At 67.9% G+C, this 15,764-nt stretch carries 15 protein-coding genes; 5 read left to right on the top strand and 10 right to left on the bottom strand.

Annotation, left to right across the window (positions count from 1 at the left end):
• Positions 1–11: 11 nt before the first annotated feature.
• Together ACV095_RS02000 and ACV095_RS01995 are read right to left on the bottom strand one after the other, a co-directional pair.
• Positions 12–458, bottom strand: coding sequence for a hypothetical protein (locus tag ACV095_RS02000; RefSeq protein ID WP_018770073.1), 447 nt, complete (start codon positions 456–458; stop codon positions 12–14).
• 5 nt (positions 459–463) lie between these two features.
• Complete coding sequence (locus tag ACV095_RS01995; protein ID WP_268002084.1) at positions 464–2,038, bottom strand: fimbrial protein; 1,575 nt, start codon at positions 2,036–2,038, stop codon at positions 464–466.
• Between the two features lie 342 nt (positions 2,039–2,380).
• Between ACV095_RS01995 and ACV095_RS01990 the strand changes: the two genes are divergently transcribed.
• Both ACV095_RS01990 and ACV095_RS01985 read left to right on the top strand, forming a co-directional pair.
• Positions 2,381–3,199: a DUF1206 domain-containing protein gene (locus tag ACV095_RS01990; RefSeq protein WP_043425048.1), complete on the top strand. Its 819-nt coding sequence runs from the start codon at positions 2,381–2,383 to the stop codon at positions 3,197–3,199.
• Positions 3,200–3,228: 29 nt separating this feature from the next.
• Positions 3,229–3,708, top strand: a complete 480-nt coding sequence (locus ACV095_RS01985) for an SRPBCC family protein (RefSeq protein WP_478222796.1) — start codon at positions 3,229–3,231, stop codon at positions 3,706–3,708.
• Here the strand turns inward: ACV095_RS01985 and ACV095_RS01980 are convergent.
• The gene (locus tag ACV095_RS01980; protein ID WP_478222795.1) at positions 3,705–4,358 is read right to left on the bottom strand and encodes an anti-sigma factor family protein; all 654 of its coding nucleotides are present in this window, start codon (positions 4,356–4,358) and stop codon (positions 3,705–3,707) included. The two genes, ACV095_RS01985 and ACV095_RS01980, sit on opposite strands and share 4 nt — an antisense overlap.
• Complete coding sequence (locus tag ACV095_RS01975; protein WP_478222794.1) at positions 4,355–4,855, bottom strand: sigma-70 family RNA polymerase sigma factor; 501 nt, start codon at positions 4,853–4,855, stop codon at positions 4,355–4,357. Before ACV095_RS01975 ends, ACV095_RS01980 begins: the two co-directional genes overlap by 4 nt.
• A gap of 233 nt (positions 4,856–5,088) precedes the next feature.
• Here ACV095_RS01975 and ACV095_RS01970 point away from each other — a divergent pair, with 233 nt between their 5' ends.
• Entirely contained in the window at positions 5,089–5,646 is a 558-nt protein-coding gene (locus tag ACV095_RS01970) for a COG4315 family predicted lipoprotein (protein WP_478222793.1), read from the top strand.
• Positions 5,647–5,669: 23 nt separating this feature from the next.
• Here ACV095_RS01970 and ACV095_RS01965 read toward each other — a convergent pair whose 3' ends face one another.
• The 4 genes from ACV095_RS01965 to ACV095_RS01950 form a co-directional block, all read right to left on the bottom strand.
• Positions 5,670–6,422: a hypothetical protein gene (locus tag ACV095_RS01965; RefSeq protein WP_478222792.1), complete on the bottom strand. Its 753-nt coding sequence runs from the start codon at positions 6,420–6,422 to the stop codon at positions 5,670–5,672.
• Complete coding sequence (locus ACV095_RS01960) at positions 6,415–6,993, bottom strand: RNA polymerase sigma factor (RefSeq protein WP_018770065.1); 579 nt, start codon at positions 6,991–6,993, stop codon at positions 6,415–6,417. Before ACV095_RS01960 ends, ACV095_RS01965 begins: the two co-directional genes overlap by 8 nt.
• 182 nt (positions 6,994–7,175) lie before the next feature.
• Positions 7,176–7,871: a hypothetical protein gene (locus ACV095_RS01955; RefSeq protein ID WP_056391814.1), complete on the bottom strand. Its 696-nt coding sequence runs from the start codon at positions 7,869–7,871 to the stop codon at positions 7,176–7,178.
• 87 nt (positions 7,872–7,958) lie between these two features.
• Complete coding sequence (locus ACV095_RS01950) at positions 7,959–8,540, bottom strand: DMP19 family protein (protein ID WP_235509806.1); 582 nt, start codon at positions 8,538–8,540, stop codon at positions 7,959–7,961.
• Between the two features lie 213 nt (positions 8,541–8,753).
• On the opposite strand from ACV095_RS01950, the gene ACV095_RS01945 reads away from it, so the two are divergent.
• Complete coding sequence (locus ACV095_RS01945; RefSeq protein ID WP_478222791.1) at positions 8,754–12,254, top strand: DEAD/DEAH box helicase; 3,501 nt, start codon at positions 8,754–8,756, stop codon at positions 12,252–12,254.
• A gap of 123 nt (positions 12,255–12,377) precedes the next feature.
• Positions 12,378–13,424 (top strand): family 43 glycosylhydrolase, encoded by a 1,047-nt coding sequence (locus ACV095_RS01940; protein WP_478222790.1) that lies wholly within the window; start codon positions 12,378–12,380, stop codon positions 13,422–13,424.
• A gap of 150 nt (positions 13,425–13,574) precedes the next feature.
• Here ACV095_RS01940 and ACV095_RS01935 read toward each other — a convergent pair whose 3' ends face one another.
• Positions 13,575–14,867, bottom strand: coding sequence for an ammonium transporter (locus ACV095_RS01935; RefSeq protein WP_018770060.1), 1,293 nt, complete (start codon positions 14,865–14,867; stop codon positions 13,575–13,577).
• Positions 14,868–15,113: 246 nt separating this feature from the next.
• Complete coding sequence (locus ACV095_RS01930; protein ID WP_018770059.1) at positions 15,114–15,737, bottom strand: helix-turn-helix domain-containing protein; 624 nt, start codon at positions 15,735–15,737, stop codon at positions 15,114–15,116.
• Positions 15,738–15,764: the final 27 nt, after the last annotated feature.

The following is a 15,764-nucleotide window of genomic DNA, read 5'->3' as shown; positions in this document are numbered from 1 at the left end:
CCGGGCGGCAGTCAGGCCACGCTGATCGAGGCCACGATCTCCTTGAGCATATCCAGCCGGGGTTCGGCCTCCGGGTTCAGGTAGGGCCAGATGACCACCACGCCAATGAACCGCCCGCTTTCCCACACGCCCACGGTGGCCGCCACCTTGGCCGGCCCGCCGTCGTCGTCATATCCCACAACCACCGCATAGGCGGCCTTGCCGGGCAGGTTCAGCCCGCCCTCCGCCAGGAGGGTGCCGCCGCGTTCCTCAAGGTAGAACCCTGACATCAGGTGCGCCCAGCCGGTGGCCTGCGGTGCATCCTGCACCGAGGTATCGTCCTTGATCACCGTGACCAGGACGCCGCCCAGCAGGCCGTACTGCTCGCTGTTGGGCCCGGCCGTGGAATCATCCAGAACCTGGGTGTGCTCGGGAAAGTCTGCGGTGAAGCCCAGCGGGGATTCGATGTGCACTGACATTGGTTTCAGAGCCTCTCGAGCTTGGTGTCATTGGGGACTTTGTAGTATGTGGACACGTTGGTGGTGGACTGGTTCTCGGTCTTGACCTCCACCTCACCCACCTTGACGTCGAACCCTGCCTCGTTGGTGGCCGTCAGCACGGAGTTCACCTGGATGGTGGCGGAGCCGGCCTCGTACAGGCGGGCGGCGTCGCGGGCGGCGCCCGCCTCATTCCCCAGGGCGACGTTGCGAAGGTAGCTGTCAATGACGGGCCGGTTCTCCGGTGAGTAGTCCACATCAATCTTCACCGTCCCCTGCGTTCCGGCAGTCACGGTGGAATCGAACTTGGCGGCCTCGGATTTCACGCCGGAGGTCACCCCCTGGGCCACGGTGCCGTCCATGGATACGGAGACTGACTCGATGTTGTTGCCCTTGTCCATGGTGACCTGCAGCCCGCCCTTGCCGGAGGCCTCGAAGACCCTGCCGTCCAGGTTGAGCTTGCCCTGCGCCGAGACCTCGCCGCTGGCTGTGGAGGTACCGTCCGTGAGGTTCCGCTCGTACGCAAGGTCAAGCTTTGCCCCGCCGGACGCGGTGCCGGCCTCACCCTCGGCAGCCAGCGAAAACGTGCCCTTGGCCTTGTCCGTCTGCCCTGTGGAGCCGTTGTCCTTCGCCGCATCATTGATGGTGTCCAGGATGTATCCGGGCGGGTTGCCCGCCACGTCCTTGATCTCGCCGATGCTGTCCGGCGGGAGGTCGCGGTACATCTGTTGGCGCGCCGCCATCGCTTCCTCAACGCTGGCGAACGTGTACTCGCGGGAGACCTCCCCGGTCAGTGTTGCCCCCGCCGTACCGGTGGTGTCGTTGACGCCCAGGCCCATGTTTCCGTAAACCTTCATCGTGGCGGAACCATCGGCGTTCTCCACCACTTCGGTCCCCACCTCGGCACCGCCATGGACCCAGGCCACCCGGGCCTCGATGGAGGCCTTCCCGGTCTCCGAGTAAACCGGAATGTCCGCCTTTGCCAGCTCCTGCAGGTGCTGCTTGGCCAGCTGCTGGGCGGCGGCGGGAATGCCGCCATCCATGCGCATCAGGTCCTCGGCGAAAGGGCCGTCGCTGCCTTCGCCCTCAATCAGGTATTTCCGGTCCGCGTCGGAGAGGGCGGCCCACCACTTCGCCTGCTCTTCCGGGCTGGCGTTAAGCATCCGGTCCAGCCCGGACTCGAGCTCCCGGCGGTGTTCTGCCGCCGCCCTGGCTGCCTCGGCCTTTTCCCTGAGCCATTCCCTGGCCTGCGCGGCCAGCGACGTCAGCCGGTCCCAAGCGCTGGTGCCGGACCCGCCGGCGGCCGACGCCTTTTCCTGCTCGTCGGCATGCTTCATCAGGATTTTCGAGTTCTCCCGCAGGCTGGCCACCACCTTGTCCAGGCTGGGCCGGTGGCTGGCACTCCACTCCTGGCGGAAGCGGTCCCCGTCCCGGCCCTTCCACGGCGCGGACTGGATCTGGCTGTGCAGTGACCCTGCCCGGCTGCTCAGCAGCGACGCTGCCTGGTCTGCCGCCTTGGCCAGCGCCCGCAACTGGCTGGTGTCTGCGCCGTAAAAAGTCATGGTTCCCCCGGGAAAGGTGCGGTACGTGTCAATCGCTGGTCCTTATGGTTGCACAGGCTGCCGGGGCCCGGCGATGGGGATCCCTCCCCATCGCCCGCGGATGCCTGTGCAACCGGGCATCGGGTGGCCGGTCTCCTGTGGAGCCGTGCCGGGCGGGCTGCTCGAGGCCGGCTGTTCCGGGCCGGCTGTTCCAGGCCGGCTGCTCCGGGCCGGCTGTTCGGGGCCGGCTGTTCCAGGCCGGCTGTTCCGGGCCCGGCCGGCATGGCACGATTACCCGTGTAAGAAGGGCACGCACAGCGGCGCACAACGCGCCTGTCCAAAGGAACGACGATCAAAGAAGAACTGAAACAGGCCGTCGACACGGCAGAGGACGTCACCAATTCGCGCGTCCTCGAGATCCTGGCACGGTCCGGATTCGCAGCCAGCGGCATCCTGCACCTGCTGGTGGGTGCCATCGCCATCCGCCTGGCCATGGGCGGCACGGGCCACGCCGACTTCAGCGGCGCCGTTGCCGAACTTGCCACCATGCCCGTGGGGCCGTTCCTGCTGTGGGGAAGCTTCGCCGCCTGCGCCGCACTGTCCCTCTGGCAGACCGGCGACGCCATCTTCGACTTCAACCACCAGCCCACCAGGAAGAAGATCAAGAACAAGGCCAAGGCCGCCCTGCAGGCGATCGTGTACGCCGTCCTGGCCCTGACCCTGTGGCACTTCGCCATGGGCACGGGGACGGGCGATGACAACCGGAAGGCCGCCAGCGACTTCACCATTTCCATGATGCAGGCCCCTGGCGGGGTGGCGCTGCTCGTCCTGATCGGCGTGGCGGTGGCAGTCACGGGCGTGGCGTACGGCATCCGGGGACCAAAGAAATCGTTTGAGAAGCAGTTGCGGATGCCTTCCCCCGGCCCGGCCAGGACAGCGGTGACGGCCCTGGGGGTGGCGGGCTACCTGGCCAAGGGAACCGTGCTGCTGCTGGCCGGACTGCTTATCGCCATCGCCACGCTCAAGGAGCACCCTGAGGATTCCACCGGCCTGGACGGCGGGCTGCGGGCCCTCCGCGACCAGCCGCTGGGCCCCTACCTGCTGGCCGCGGTGGGAGCCGGACTGGTCTGCTACGGCGCATACATGATCATGCGCGCGCGGCTGGCCAAAATGACCAAGTAAGCCGTCAATCAGCATGGTTAGGTAGAGGCATGCCCCAGGTACGTGCCGAACGCTTGATCCGCATCGATCCGGAGACTGCCTTCGCCCTCTCCCAAACCACCGGGGACTTCCGGCTCAAGTGGGACCCTTTCATCTCCGCCCAGGGCTTCCTTGACGGCGCCCATGCGCCAGGAAAAGGCGTCCGCACCCGCACCAGGTCCCGGCTTGGCCTGGCGATGGTGAGCCAGTATGTCTCCTATGCGCCGCCCCGCAACGTGGGCATGACCATGGTCTCCGGCCCCTGGTTCTTCACCAACTTCGGCGGCGGCTGGCGTTTCACGGCGGACGACGGCGGCACCCGGGCGGTCTGGAAATACACCTTTTCGTGCCGCCCGGCTGCGCTCCGGCCCCTCATGGAACGGATCGGCAGCCGGCTGCTGGGCTACGAGATCGAACGGCGGATCGAGGCCTTCGCCCGCGCCTGCGAGGACGAGTCACTGGTCGCGGAGTTCAGGGGACTCACACCCTAGGGAACGGTAATGACCGCCACCGCGTGCTGGGCGCCGTCGCGCAGTTCCACGCTTGAGATGCTGCCCAGCTGGATGGGGGTTGCCCCGGTGACCTTGACCTTCCCGCTCGGGGTGGCCGTCCAGGCGCAGGCACGGTCCTCCCCGCCGGCGCGGTCGCGCACCCACAGTGAAAGGGTCCCTTCCGCCGGGAGGCTGCTGCCGCTCACCGCAAGCTCGGTTCCCCACGTCTTCCGGGCCATGTCGATGTTGACCTGCAGCCCTCCCCCGGATGCCACCGAGTAGGTGGCGTCCGGATGCGGCGGCCTGGCGAGCAGGGGACCCACCGCAAGTCCCACGGCCAGGCACGCGGCGGCAAGGGCACCTGCCAGCGCCGCCCACCGCCGTCGTAATGTCCGACGCCGGCGGCCCAGTTCGTCGAGCAGGCGGGCAGGGGTGGCGCCGGCACCCCCGCTGCCGCCGGGGACGGCGGTCAGCGCCACGGCGTCGGGGACCGGAAGGGAGTCAAGGAGCATGGGCACCTTCTCCAGCACCGCCAGTTCCCTGCGGCAGGCGCCGCAGTCCTGGAGGTGTGCCTCGAAGAGTGCGAGGTCGTCGGGATCCAGGCCGCCCAGGACGTAAGCACCCAGCAGGTGGTGGAGGTCGGTGTTCACCGCTCCACCCCCATCTCGTCCAGGATGGTGCGCAGTGCCCGAAGCGCATAGAAGGCGCGGGATTTGACCGTTCCGCTGGGGATGTTGAGCTGGACGGCCGCCTCGTTGACCGTGAACCTGCGGTAGTGCAGGGCCACCAGGACGTCCCGGTGTTCCTTGCTCAGCCGCAGCAGCGCTTCCTCCATCAGGACCCGGTTGAGCATCTCGTCAACGCGGCCCATCACTGCGGCGGGGTCGGTAAGGCTGCTCTCCAGCGCCTCGTTCGGCCGGCGCTGGCTCCGGCGGTAATTGTCGATCATGATGTTCCTGGCCGTGCGGTACAGATAACTGCGGAAGCTGCCGTTGATGTCCGGCGCATGCTGCCAGACGCGCAGCACGGTTTCCTGCACCACGTCCTCCGCGAGCTGCGGATCCCGGATGGCGCTGAGCACGAACCGGCGCAGGGCGCCGCCGTGTTCACGGTAGATGGCTTCCACCACCTTGTCGTCAAGCGGCATCCCGCTTCCCCCGTCCCTGCCCGTTCACATCACTGCACAGCGTGGAACGCCACGGCATCCTGCGCTCCCGGCTGTTACCACGTTGGGCAGCAGGAAAAGGTTCAACCGGGCGGCTCCGGAGCGCGCCTGTGAACCATTCTTTACCTGGAAGCGTCGTAGGGGTTAGCGTCCGGCAATTCAGCTCCGGGCGCCTGCACCAGCATCAGCAGGAAACACCAGCCAAGGAGCACATCATGAAGCACCATGTCGGGCCAGGCCTTGCCATCCTGGCCCTGGCGGCAGCCCTCACCGGCTGCGGCAGCAGCACCGGGACCACTCCGTCGGCCACCAGCCCGGCCACGGGTGCCTCCAGCACCGCGTCCGCCACGGTTTCTTCGTCCGGCACCGCCTCAGCCTCCGCGTCATCGACCCAGGCGGGCGCCGCCATCGACCTCAAAACGGCATCCTCATCCGCAGGCAGCATTGTGGTGGATGCGAAGGGAATGAGCCTCTATTTCTTCACCAAGGACACCAAGGACTCCGGCACCAGCGCCTGCACCGGCTCCTGCCTGGTCCAGTGGCCGCCGCTGACCACCACCTCGGGCTCCCCCGCGGGCGAAGGCGTGACCGGCAAGCTGGGCACCATCAGCACCCCTGACGGGAAGAAGCAGGTGACACTGAACGGCATGCCACTCTATTACTTCGCAAAGGACACCAAGCCGGGCGACATCCTGGGCCAGGGTGTGGGCGGCGTCTGGTACCTGTCGGACCCGTCGGGCGCGATGATCAAGGCAGCCGGCCAGGGCTACTAGGCCTGCAGGCCCACTGGTCGGGCCTACTTCAGGGGAACGTCCGGGACCTTGCCCGGGAGGGGGACTTCCGTGGGCACGGGAACGGGCAGCTTGGAGCTTGGTTCCAGGCCCTTCCTGACATCCTCCGTAACGGTGGCGGGCAGTGACGGCTCCGTAGCCGCGGGCTGCTGCGTGGCAGCCCCATGGCTGGGCGTGTTTCCGTGTGCCGGAACACCCGACGGCGCCGCACCGGCAGGTGCCGAAGCCGGGGCCGGTGCCGCCGGGACGGCGTCCGGGCCGCTGGTTGCCTGCGGGGCGGGCGCCGCAGGCTGTGGCGCGGGCACCTGCGGCATGTCGTGGCCGGTGGGTGCCGCAGTGGACCCTGTCACGAATGACGTGACGGCGTGGTTCAGCTGGGTGAAGGATTCCCGGAACCCCTGGTCCGAAGCAGCGGCAACGGCACCACCTGCCGCGAGCGAAGCGGCCACAGACAAGGTGGTGAGCGTGATCCGGCGCTTGGCCTTGCGGCGCGCGGCGAGTTCATCGGCCGGGCGGCCGGCCGGACGCGTGGACGGTGCCGCAGGTTCGGCGGCGGAGAGCACGGTGGTGGGGGCGGGGCCGGCAGTGGAAGTTCCCGCCATCAGGGCCGCGATTTCGGCGGAGGGCTCAGGGGTGCCTGCCGCGAGGGCGCGCAGGTTGACCAGGGCATCACGGAGCTGGCCGTCGTCGTCCACGCCGGCCTCCAGCAGGAGCTGGTCAACGGTCCCGTCGTTGCGGGATCCTGCGGTGTCACTCATGGTTCGCCTGGTTTCTCTTGAGCGTTTGGGCCTTGAGGTTCTGCAGGGCGCGGCGCTGGAGCTGTTTGATGGCTCCGGCGCTCTTGCCCATGATGTCGGCAACCTGGTCGATGGACAGGTCCGCCACGACACGCAGGGCCAGCACTTCCTGGTGTTCCGCGCTGAGGCCTTCCAGCATCGCCGCGGCCCCGGCGGTCAGTTCCACGGCGTGGTCCTCCGCGGACGGCGAGGTGCGGCCGTCCTGCTGGGGATCGTACGGTGTCAGCTGCGGCCTGCGCTCCAGCCGGCGGTAGTGGTCCACCATGCGGGCATGCGCGATGGAAAAGAGCAGGGACTTGGCGCCCGCCAGACCGCCGGTGAGGCTGCCGATTTTGGGATAAAAGGCCAGGAAGACGTCCTGGGTGACAGCTTCGGGATCATCCAGGCCGCGGGCCTTGAGGTAGCCGTGCACCGGCCCCGCGAAGGTTCGATAGGCAGCCGCGAACAACACGGCCGGATCGGTTCCGGCCGCGTTGTCGAATATGTCGATCTCTTCCTGGACCAAAGTGTCTAGCACCAGCGGCTCCTCCATCCCGGGATCCGGCCCGCGCCCTGTCCCGGTTTCCGGTACGGACTGCCAGTCTCCGTGGCCTTCCAGCTGCCTCTTTGCAGGCCTGGCGGGGGTGCACTTCCAAAGGCGTGCGCGCCCGGCCGGCTGCCTGGACTGCGGCCGCAGCCGGAGCGGCGGCCGCAGTCCAGACTAGCCAACGTGCCTTAGCGGGTGGAAACCGACGGAGCGTGCACGGTGTCGCCGCCCACGGCGGGAACGGCAGGAACGGCAGGAACAGCGGTTGCGCCGTCGGCACCCGGGACGGCAGGAACTGCCGGAACGGCGGGAGCGGACGGAAGCTCAGGCTTCTCAGCCTCGACGGCAGCGGAGCCCTTGGCCTCGGCCGCAGCCTTGGCAGCGGCATCGGCCTTGGCCACGACGTCGGTGCAGTAGCCCTCGATGTTCGCCTCACCCTGGGCTGCGATGGACAGCGAGGAGAACGCCTTGGAGGAAGCGTCCACGCCACCGTGGGTGTAGGCGGTGCACAGGCCCAGGGCCGCCGGGCCGGCGGCGTCAACGGCGGTGTTGGCTGCCGCGGAAGCAGTCGCACCGGCGGTGACCTTGTCGTCGGAGGCCGCAGCCGAACCGGAAGCCGTGGCGGAAGCATCGGCGTCGGCGGTCTTCAGGGCACCGGTCACAGCTTCGGTCGCCGTGGGCGCCGGGGTGGCCTGGGCGTCAGCCGCTGCTTCGGCTGCAAGCTTGGGGGCAGGTGCGCCGAAGAGCTCGTGGGCGGTCTGCTGGGCCTGGGTGGGAAGGACGCCCGAGACGGCGGCGGCGCCGGTTCCTCCCACTGCCAGGGTTCCTGCAGCCAGGACTCCGGCGGCGACTTTGCTGGTGGCGAGAACGGTGAACACAGACATCTAACTTCTCCAAACCTAGACAACACATCGGATCGGGTCCGCCGGGCGGACCCATCACGGACTACATCGCCTCCGGTTGCGGAAAGGTTACGGGCGCCTCGAATTTTCTTTCTCCCTGGGAACCAGGGTTGCCGCGAGGCGCTGGATATACGGGCCCACTTCCTCATCGTCCAGCACCAGAAGGTCCGCCTGGGCGCGCAGCCAGCGGGCATTGAGGGCAGTGATGTTTTCGCGTTCCAGCAGCTCTTCATACTCGCCGTCGAGCTCTTCCATCCGGAAGACGCCGTCGGGCACGGCACCGATGCCATCGATGCCGTCCAGGTAGGCGGCAGCTGTTTCGGCGGTCAGTGCGTCGTAGGCGTCCACGGCGCGGTTGAACAGGTCCAGGTGCGCGCCGGCGCCCATTCCGGCCATCCCCTCCCGGACCAGCGTGTCCATGGCGGACCGTGCGGCCGCCATGACGGCGTATTGCGCGAACCCGCCCTCCAGGGCCTGGCAAAGGTAGAAGTCCACAAAATAGCTGCGGACGGCCACGGGGGACATGTCCTCCGTGGCCAGCAGGGCGTTGTGCATTGCATCGATGATGGCCACGTTGGCCTCCACCACCTCCTCGTCCCTGCCTTCGATGCTGCTGCTGGTCAGGACGACGGGCTGCTGGCTGGTGGTCATGGCACTCCTTGCTGGGGTGGTGGTACGCCGGACGCCTTCACGCTACGGCGGCCGGGCCACGGCAGGATCGGCGGACAAATGAACGTCAAGCGAAGTTTTCGGGGCCGGCCGGGAAGGCGCCCGGCATGGGCGTGCCGCGGGGCGAACTAAGATGGATCAGATAACCACCCACCGGACCCGGCCCCGCCGTGACCTGCCGAAAGTAGCGCGTACATGCCATCCCAACCGGACGAAAGTGCGGAACTGGCAATACAGACACCCGCCATCAACGACCGCTCGCTGGCGGCCGGGCTGGCCTATGCCATGGCGAGCAGGGTCTCGGGAATATCGTTCGACGGCGGCACCGGCCTCATGCTGGGAAAGGTCCGGGGCGGCGCGGAGGTCCCTTATTCCACCACGGCCAAGCTGGTCCGGAAGGCGGGCGGCTGGAGCTGCACCGTGGGAGTGTGCAGCTGCCCGGTCCGCAAGGACTGCAAGCACGTGGCGGCCTTGCTGTTCGCGGCTGAGGACAACCCGTCCATCCGGGTGCAGCTGCTGGCGCCGTCCACCTCCACGCAGGTATCCCGCGCACCCTCGGCGGTCCTGTCCGACTGGGAACAGGCCCTCAGCCCGCTGATTTCCCAGCCCGGTTCAGCCCCTTCCACCAGCGGCGTTCCCCTGGCCCTGCAGTTCGAGATCGAGGAACCGCCGCCGCATTTCTCCTACACGGGGCGCCGGGACCCGGTGCGCGGGGTGCGGCAGCTCAAGGCGCGGCCCGTCATCATGGGGGCCAAGGGCAAGTGGATCCGCGGCGACGTTTCCTGGAACACCCTGAACTACCTGAACTTCCGGCGCGAATCCAACCAGGCGCACGTGGAATGGCTGCAGGAGTTCCTCGCCGGCCACTCCTCTACCGCCAGCCGGATGCACAACTCCGCGGGACTGTGGCTGAGCCTGAACTCCTACTCGGGGAAGAACCTGTGGAGCCTGCTGTCCGAGGCCGGGAAGATCGGGCTCGCCCTCGTCCACTCGCGCGGCACCGGGCCGGTCCGGCTGGCCGAGGCCCCTGCCGCCGTCGGGCTTTCCCTGAGCCGGTACGGCACTCCGGTGGCGGACGCCGCTGAGGCCGGCACCACCGCCGGGACCTCCGACGGCGGGCTGGAGCTGTCGCCTACCATCACCGTGGAGGGCGCTGAGGTTGATCCGGCGTCGGTGGGCACCATCGGACGGCCGGCGCACGGGCTGTTCTTCACATCCGGCGAGGCCGCGCTGCCCGGCGTCCCCGACCCCGACGGAACCATCACCCTGGCGCCGCTGGAGAACGGGCTCAGCGAGGAACTGCTGGCGTTCGTCACGACCGCAAGCACCCTGCACATACCTGCCAGGGACGAGTCACGCTTCCTCACGGGCTTTTATCCAAAGCTCAAGCAGGCGGCCCGGGTGACGGCCCGCGACGAGTCGGTGGAACTGCCCGAACTGGCCGTCCCCACCCTGTCGCTGCTGGCCAATTACGGGGCGGACCACCGGGTGCGGCTGCACTGGGAGTGGCACTACAAGACCGGCAAGCTGGTCACCGCGCAACCTCTGTGGCGGCACCCCGGCGATGCGGGCTACCGCGATGACACGGCGGAGTCCCGCATCCTTGAGGGCATTGGCCGTCCGTGGGACGTGGTGCCCGCGCTGGGCGAGTCCGCCACGGGCGGCTGGGGCACTCCCCGGCTGGCCGCGTCGGCCGAACTGACGGGCCTGGACACGCTGGCCTTCACCGAGGAAGTGCTGCCGCGGCTGCGGGAGGCGCCGGACGTTGACGTGGAGACGGTGGGCGACATCGCCGACTACCGCGAGGCTGAAGAAGCCCCGGTGGTGTCCATCTCCACCAAGGCAACTGAGCAGCGCGACTGGTTCGACCTGGGCATCCAGATTTCCCTGGAAGGCCAGCCTGTTTCCTTCGCCGCCGTGTTCTCCGCCCTGGCCGCGGGACAGACCAAGATGCTGCTGCCCAGCGGCGCCTACTTCTCCCTTGACCTCCCGGAACTGCACCAGCTGCGGGCCCTGATCGAGGAAGCCAGGGCGCTGCAGGACAACAAGGATGCGCCGCTGCAGATCAGCCGGTTCCAGGCGGGGCTCTGGGATGAACTGGCACAGTTGGGAATCGTGGACGAACAGGCCGCGGCCTGGCGGTCCGCCGTGGGCGGTCTCTTGGAGGGCGGCACGGACGGGCTGCCGCTGCCCCCCACCTTGAACGCGGAGCTGCGGCCGTACCAGCTGGAGGGCTACAACTGGCTCAGCTTCCTGTACAAGCACGGGTTGGGCGGCATCCTGGCTGACGACATGGGCCTGGGCAAGACCGTGCAGGCCCTGGCCTTGATGTGCGCCGCCAAGGAGCTGGCCGCCGCGGCTGCTTCGTCCCTTGGGAATACCGACGGCGGGAACACCGACGACGGGAATACCAACGCCGGTGCTGCCGCTGCCGCTGAAAGCCGGCCCGCCGCCGTCGCGCCTTTCCTGGTGGTGGCGCCCACCAGCGTGGTGGGCAACTGGGCCCTCGAAGCGGCCCGGTTTGCGCCGGGGCTGACCGTTCGGACGGTCGGCGAGACCTTTGCCAAGAGCGGCCAGGAGGTGGCGGAGGCCCTTGACGGTGCCGACATCGTCATCACCTCCTATGCCTTGTTCCGCATCGATTACGAGGCCTACGCCTCCCGCACCTGGAACGGGCTGGTGCTGGATGAGGCGCAGTTCGTCAAGAACCACCAGTCCAAGGCGTACCAGTGTGCACGGAAGCTGCCGGCCGCGTTCAAGCTCGCCATCACGGGCACTCCGCTGGAGAACAACCTCATGGAGTTCTGGGCGCTGACCTCCATCGTGGCCCCCGGCCTGTTCTCCAGCCCCAAGCGCTTCGCGGAGTACTACCAGAAGCCGGTGGAAAAGAACGGCGACAAGGGGCAGCTGGAAAAACTCCGCCGCCGGGTCCGCCCGCTGATGATGCGCCGAACCAAGGACCAGGTGATCAAGGACCTGCCGCCCAAGCAGGAACAGATCCTTGAAGTGGTGCTGAACCCGCGGCACCAGAAGGTGTACCAGACGCACCTGCAGCGCGAGCGGCAGAAGATCCTGGGACTGATCGAGGACGTCAACAAGAACCGGTTCACCATCTTCCAGTCGCTGACCCTGCTGCGGCAGTTGAGCCTGGACGTGTCGCTGGTGGACCCGGCGTTGTCAGCGGTGCGGTCCAGCAAGCTGGATGTGTTGTTCGAACAGCTCGAGGACCTCGTGGCCGAGGGGCACCGCGCGCTGATCTTCAGCCAGTTCACCGGGTTCCTGGGCAAGGTCCGGGAGCGCCTGGACGAGGAGGACATCGAGTACTGCTACCTCGACGGCAGCACGCGGAACCGCGCCGACGTGGTCAGTGAGTTCAAGAACGGCAGCGCGCCGGTGTTCCTGATTTCGCTGAAGGCCGGCGGTTTTGGGCTCAACCTCACGGAGGCCGACTACGTGTTCCTGCTCGATCCGTGGTGGAACCCGGCGTCCGAGGCGCAGGCTGTTGACCGGACGCACCGGATTGGGCAGGCCCGGAACGTGATGGTGTACCGGCTGGTGGCCAAGGACACTATCGAGGAGAAGGTCATGGCGCTGAAGACCCGGAAGTCGCAGCTGTTTGCCGACGTCATGGAGGGCGATGCCCTGTCCGGCGGGGCCATCACGGCCGAGGACCTGGCGGGCCTGTTCAAGGAGTAGGTCCCGTCGTTACCGACGCGCATCCGGTTTTCGACGCGCATCTTCACTGTCGCGGCCCACATCTTGGTAGCGCCAGCGAATCCGCGCAGCGCAAGTGCGTTTGCGCGTCGAAAATCGACGCCTATGCTGGTGCCCAACGCAAACTACAACGTTGGAGAAATTGTGTCCCAGCACATGACTGCACCGCCGGCCCTCCCCCACCTGCGTCCTGACGCCTTTGCCACCCCGTACCGCGACCCGGTGTGGGACGGCCCCACAGATCCCGTCCTGGTGGCGGACCACCTGCGGGGCGAGTGGGTCCTCTTCTACACGCAGCGCCGCGCCACCGCTCCGGGGCTGACGGGGGTTGAATGGGTGCACGGCACCGGGATTGGCGTCGCAAGGTCGTCCGACGGCGGCGCCACCTGGCGCTACGAAGGCACCGCCGGAGGACTTATCCCGCCCGGAACGGACCTTCCGGCAACCCTCTGGGCGCCCGACGTCGTACGCATCGGCGACCGGTGGATCATGTACCTCTCGGTCCTCGGCGGCAGGCGCACCGACTGGACCGGGACGGCCGGAATCGTCCAGCTCGCCAGCCGCGACTTGGAGCACTGGGAGTACCTGGGCGCCGTGGACCTGGCCTCACCGCGGGTCATCGACGCCGCCGTGGCACGGTGCGGGGACGGCCGGTACCGGCTCTGGTACAAGGACGAAACCCGAGGCTCAAATACTTACAGCGCCGTGACGGAGACCCCGGCGGATCCAGCATCCTGGGTCCGCGAGGGCGTCGCGATCCCTGGCCGGCCGCACGAAGGGCCCAAGGTCTTCCGGCTGGGCGGCTGGTACTGGATGATCGTGGACGAATGGCGAGGCCAGGGCGTCTACCGCTCCCGCGACGCTACCGGAAACTGGACCCGGCAGGAGCACCTGGACGGGCTGATCCTCACGGCGCCGGAATCGGTGGACGGGCGGGCCGTCGTCGGACGCCACGCGGACGTGGTCTCGCTTGAGGGTGGGGACTCTGGCGACGGCGGCGCGGAGCGGGCACTGCTGGTCTACTTCACGCACCCGCACTGGAACGGCGAGGACATCGGCACCATGGCGCCGGACCCGCGCACCCGGCTGAGCCACATACGGGCCGCGGTGCTTGAGGTGCGCGACGGCATCCTGGTCTGCACGGAACACTGAACACAGAAGGGCCAAACCCCGGAACTATAAGCCGGCGGCTGCCGGCACCGGTCCAAGGTTTGGCCCTGACTCGTGCGCTGGGGCGCGTGGGACACTCCGCGTGAACACTGCACCGGGCGCCGCCCCCAGCAGGCGGGCGCCCGGCAGCTTTTACGAGACGCGCTGCGGCGAGCCCAGCTCCACCGGGTCCTCGTCCGTCAGGTACGCCAGCTCGGAGTGGGCCGCGAGGTCGATGCCGCGCAGTTCGTCCTCTGGCTTGATGCGCAGGCCGATGGTCTTGTCCAGGATCTTTGCCAGGACCCAGGTGATGCCGAAGGAGTAGACCAGGACCGTGACGGTGGCCAGGGCCTGGACGCCCAGCAGTTCAACCCCGCCGCCGTAGAACAGGCCGCTGACGGCGTTGGGTGCTGCGTCGGTGGCGAAGAGGCCGATGAGCAGGGTTCCCAGGATGCCGCCCACCAGGTGGACACCGACGACGTCGAGGGAATCGTCGAAGCCGAGCCGGAACTTCAGCTCGATGGCCAGGGAGCAGACAGCGCCGGCGATGGCGCCGATGGCCACCGCGCCCAATGGGCTGACGGCACCACAGGCGGGGGTGATGGCCACGAGAGCGGAGATCAGGCCGGAGGCGGCGCCCATGCTGGTGGCGGCACCGTGGCGGACGCGCTCCACCAGGGCCCAGGCGAGCAGGCCGGCGGATGCGGCCACAGCGGTGTTGAGGAAGACCACCGACGCCGACTGGCCGGCGGAGAGGGCGGAACCGGCGTTGAAGCCGAACCAGCCCACCCACAGCAGGCCTGCGCCCACCAGGACCAGCGGCCGGCTGTGCGGCTTGGCGTGTTCCACCTTGGGCCAGCCGGAGCTCTTGCCGAGGACCAGGGCCAGGGCCAGAGCGGCCGCACCGGCGTTCATGTGGACCGCGGTGCCGCCTGCGAAGTCGATGGCCTTGATGCCGTTGGCGATCCAGCCGCCAGCCGTGCTGCCGTCCGCCGAGTCGAATGCGAACACCCAGTGCGCGATGGGGAAGTAGACCACGGTGGCCCAGATGCCTGCGAACAGCATCCAGGCGCCGAACTTCATGCGCCCGGCCGCCGCGCCGGCAACCAGTGCCGTGGTGACGCAGGCGAAGAACAGCTGGAATGCGGCGAACAGGATGACCGGGATGGACGCTGCGTCATCCTTTGCCAGCATCTGCCCCATGCCGGGGAACTCGGTGACGTCACCGATCAGCCCCAGCCCCCCAACCGAGTTGCCGAACGCCATCGAGTACCCGAACAATGCCCAGAGCACGGCCACCAGGCTGGCGCCGCCAAAGCACATCATCATCATGTTGAGGATGCGCCGCGACCCCACCATGCCCCCGTAAAACAGGGCCAGGGCGGGGATCATCATGCAAACCAGCGCCGAGCTGGCCAAAATCCAAGCGACATTTCCCGAATCCATGGGAAACCCCTTTCAAGATGCGAAGAGAGAACGGTAAGTTGCCGTCAGAGCCGCTCCGTGGAGGGACGCGGATGGAGAGACCACGTTCAGCGGAGGGGCGGCTGTTGCCGTCTGGTTCCAACTGTATGGCGGCTGTTTCTGGGTGGGTTTCCGGCGTGTTAAATGATCGTTTCGGTCATCCGCCACCGAGTTTCAGGCGTCCCGCCGCACGCAGGAGTTGCTGCAGAAACAGCCGGCAACAGGAAGCTATTTGGCGGAAATCGCCAGGAACTGGATGGGCAGGTCCAGCAGCTCCAGCGGTCCGTGGGGGCCTTCGCCGTCCAGCAGCAGCGAGTCGCCCGCTTCCATGGCGTATTCGTAGGAGCCGTGGCCGTACACCATCCTGCCGGAGAGCATGTAGATGAACTCGGTGCCCGGGTGCTGGAAGAGGGGAAACACGTCGGAGGCGTCGGTGAGGGTGACCAGCGTGGGTTCGATGGCGTCGGTGCGCCCTTTCAGCGTGCCCAGGACACGGTATTCGTGGCCATGCTGGGTTCCGCTGCGGACGGTGAGGCTTCCCTGGCCGCTCTTGGTGAAGGTGGCGTCCCGGTCCGTGTCCGCGCCGCGGAACAGCGCGGTCACGGGAACCTTCAGTCCGTCCGCCAGCCGCTGCAAAGTGGTGAGCGAGCAGGATGTGGTGGCTGTTTCCACCCGCGAAATCATGGCTTTGGACAGGCCGGTGCGGGCGGCAAGCTCAGCGGACGACAGGCCTGCGGCCGTGCGGTAGTGCCGCACCTGCGCCGCGATGACCTGTTCCAGGCGCCCGGCTACCTCTGCAGATCCGTCGCCGGCGTGCTGGTCTTCTGCGCGGTCCCGGGCCTGTTCGGTCATGTCAGCCATCTTAGGCGGGTGGACGGA

It is taken from the genome of Arthrobacter sp. JDC6 (assembly GCF_056484025.1).
Note: the sequence above shows the minus strand (reverse complement) of the source record. Positions and strands in the feature narration are given on the sequence as shown.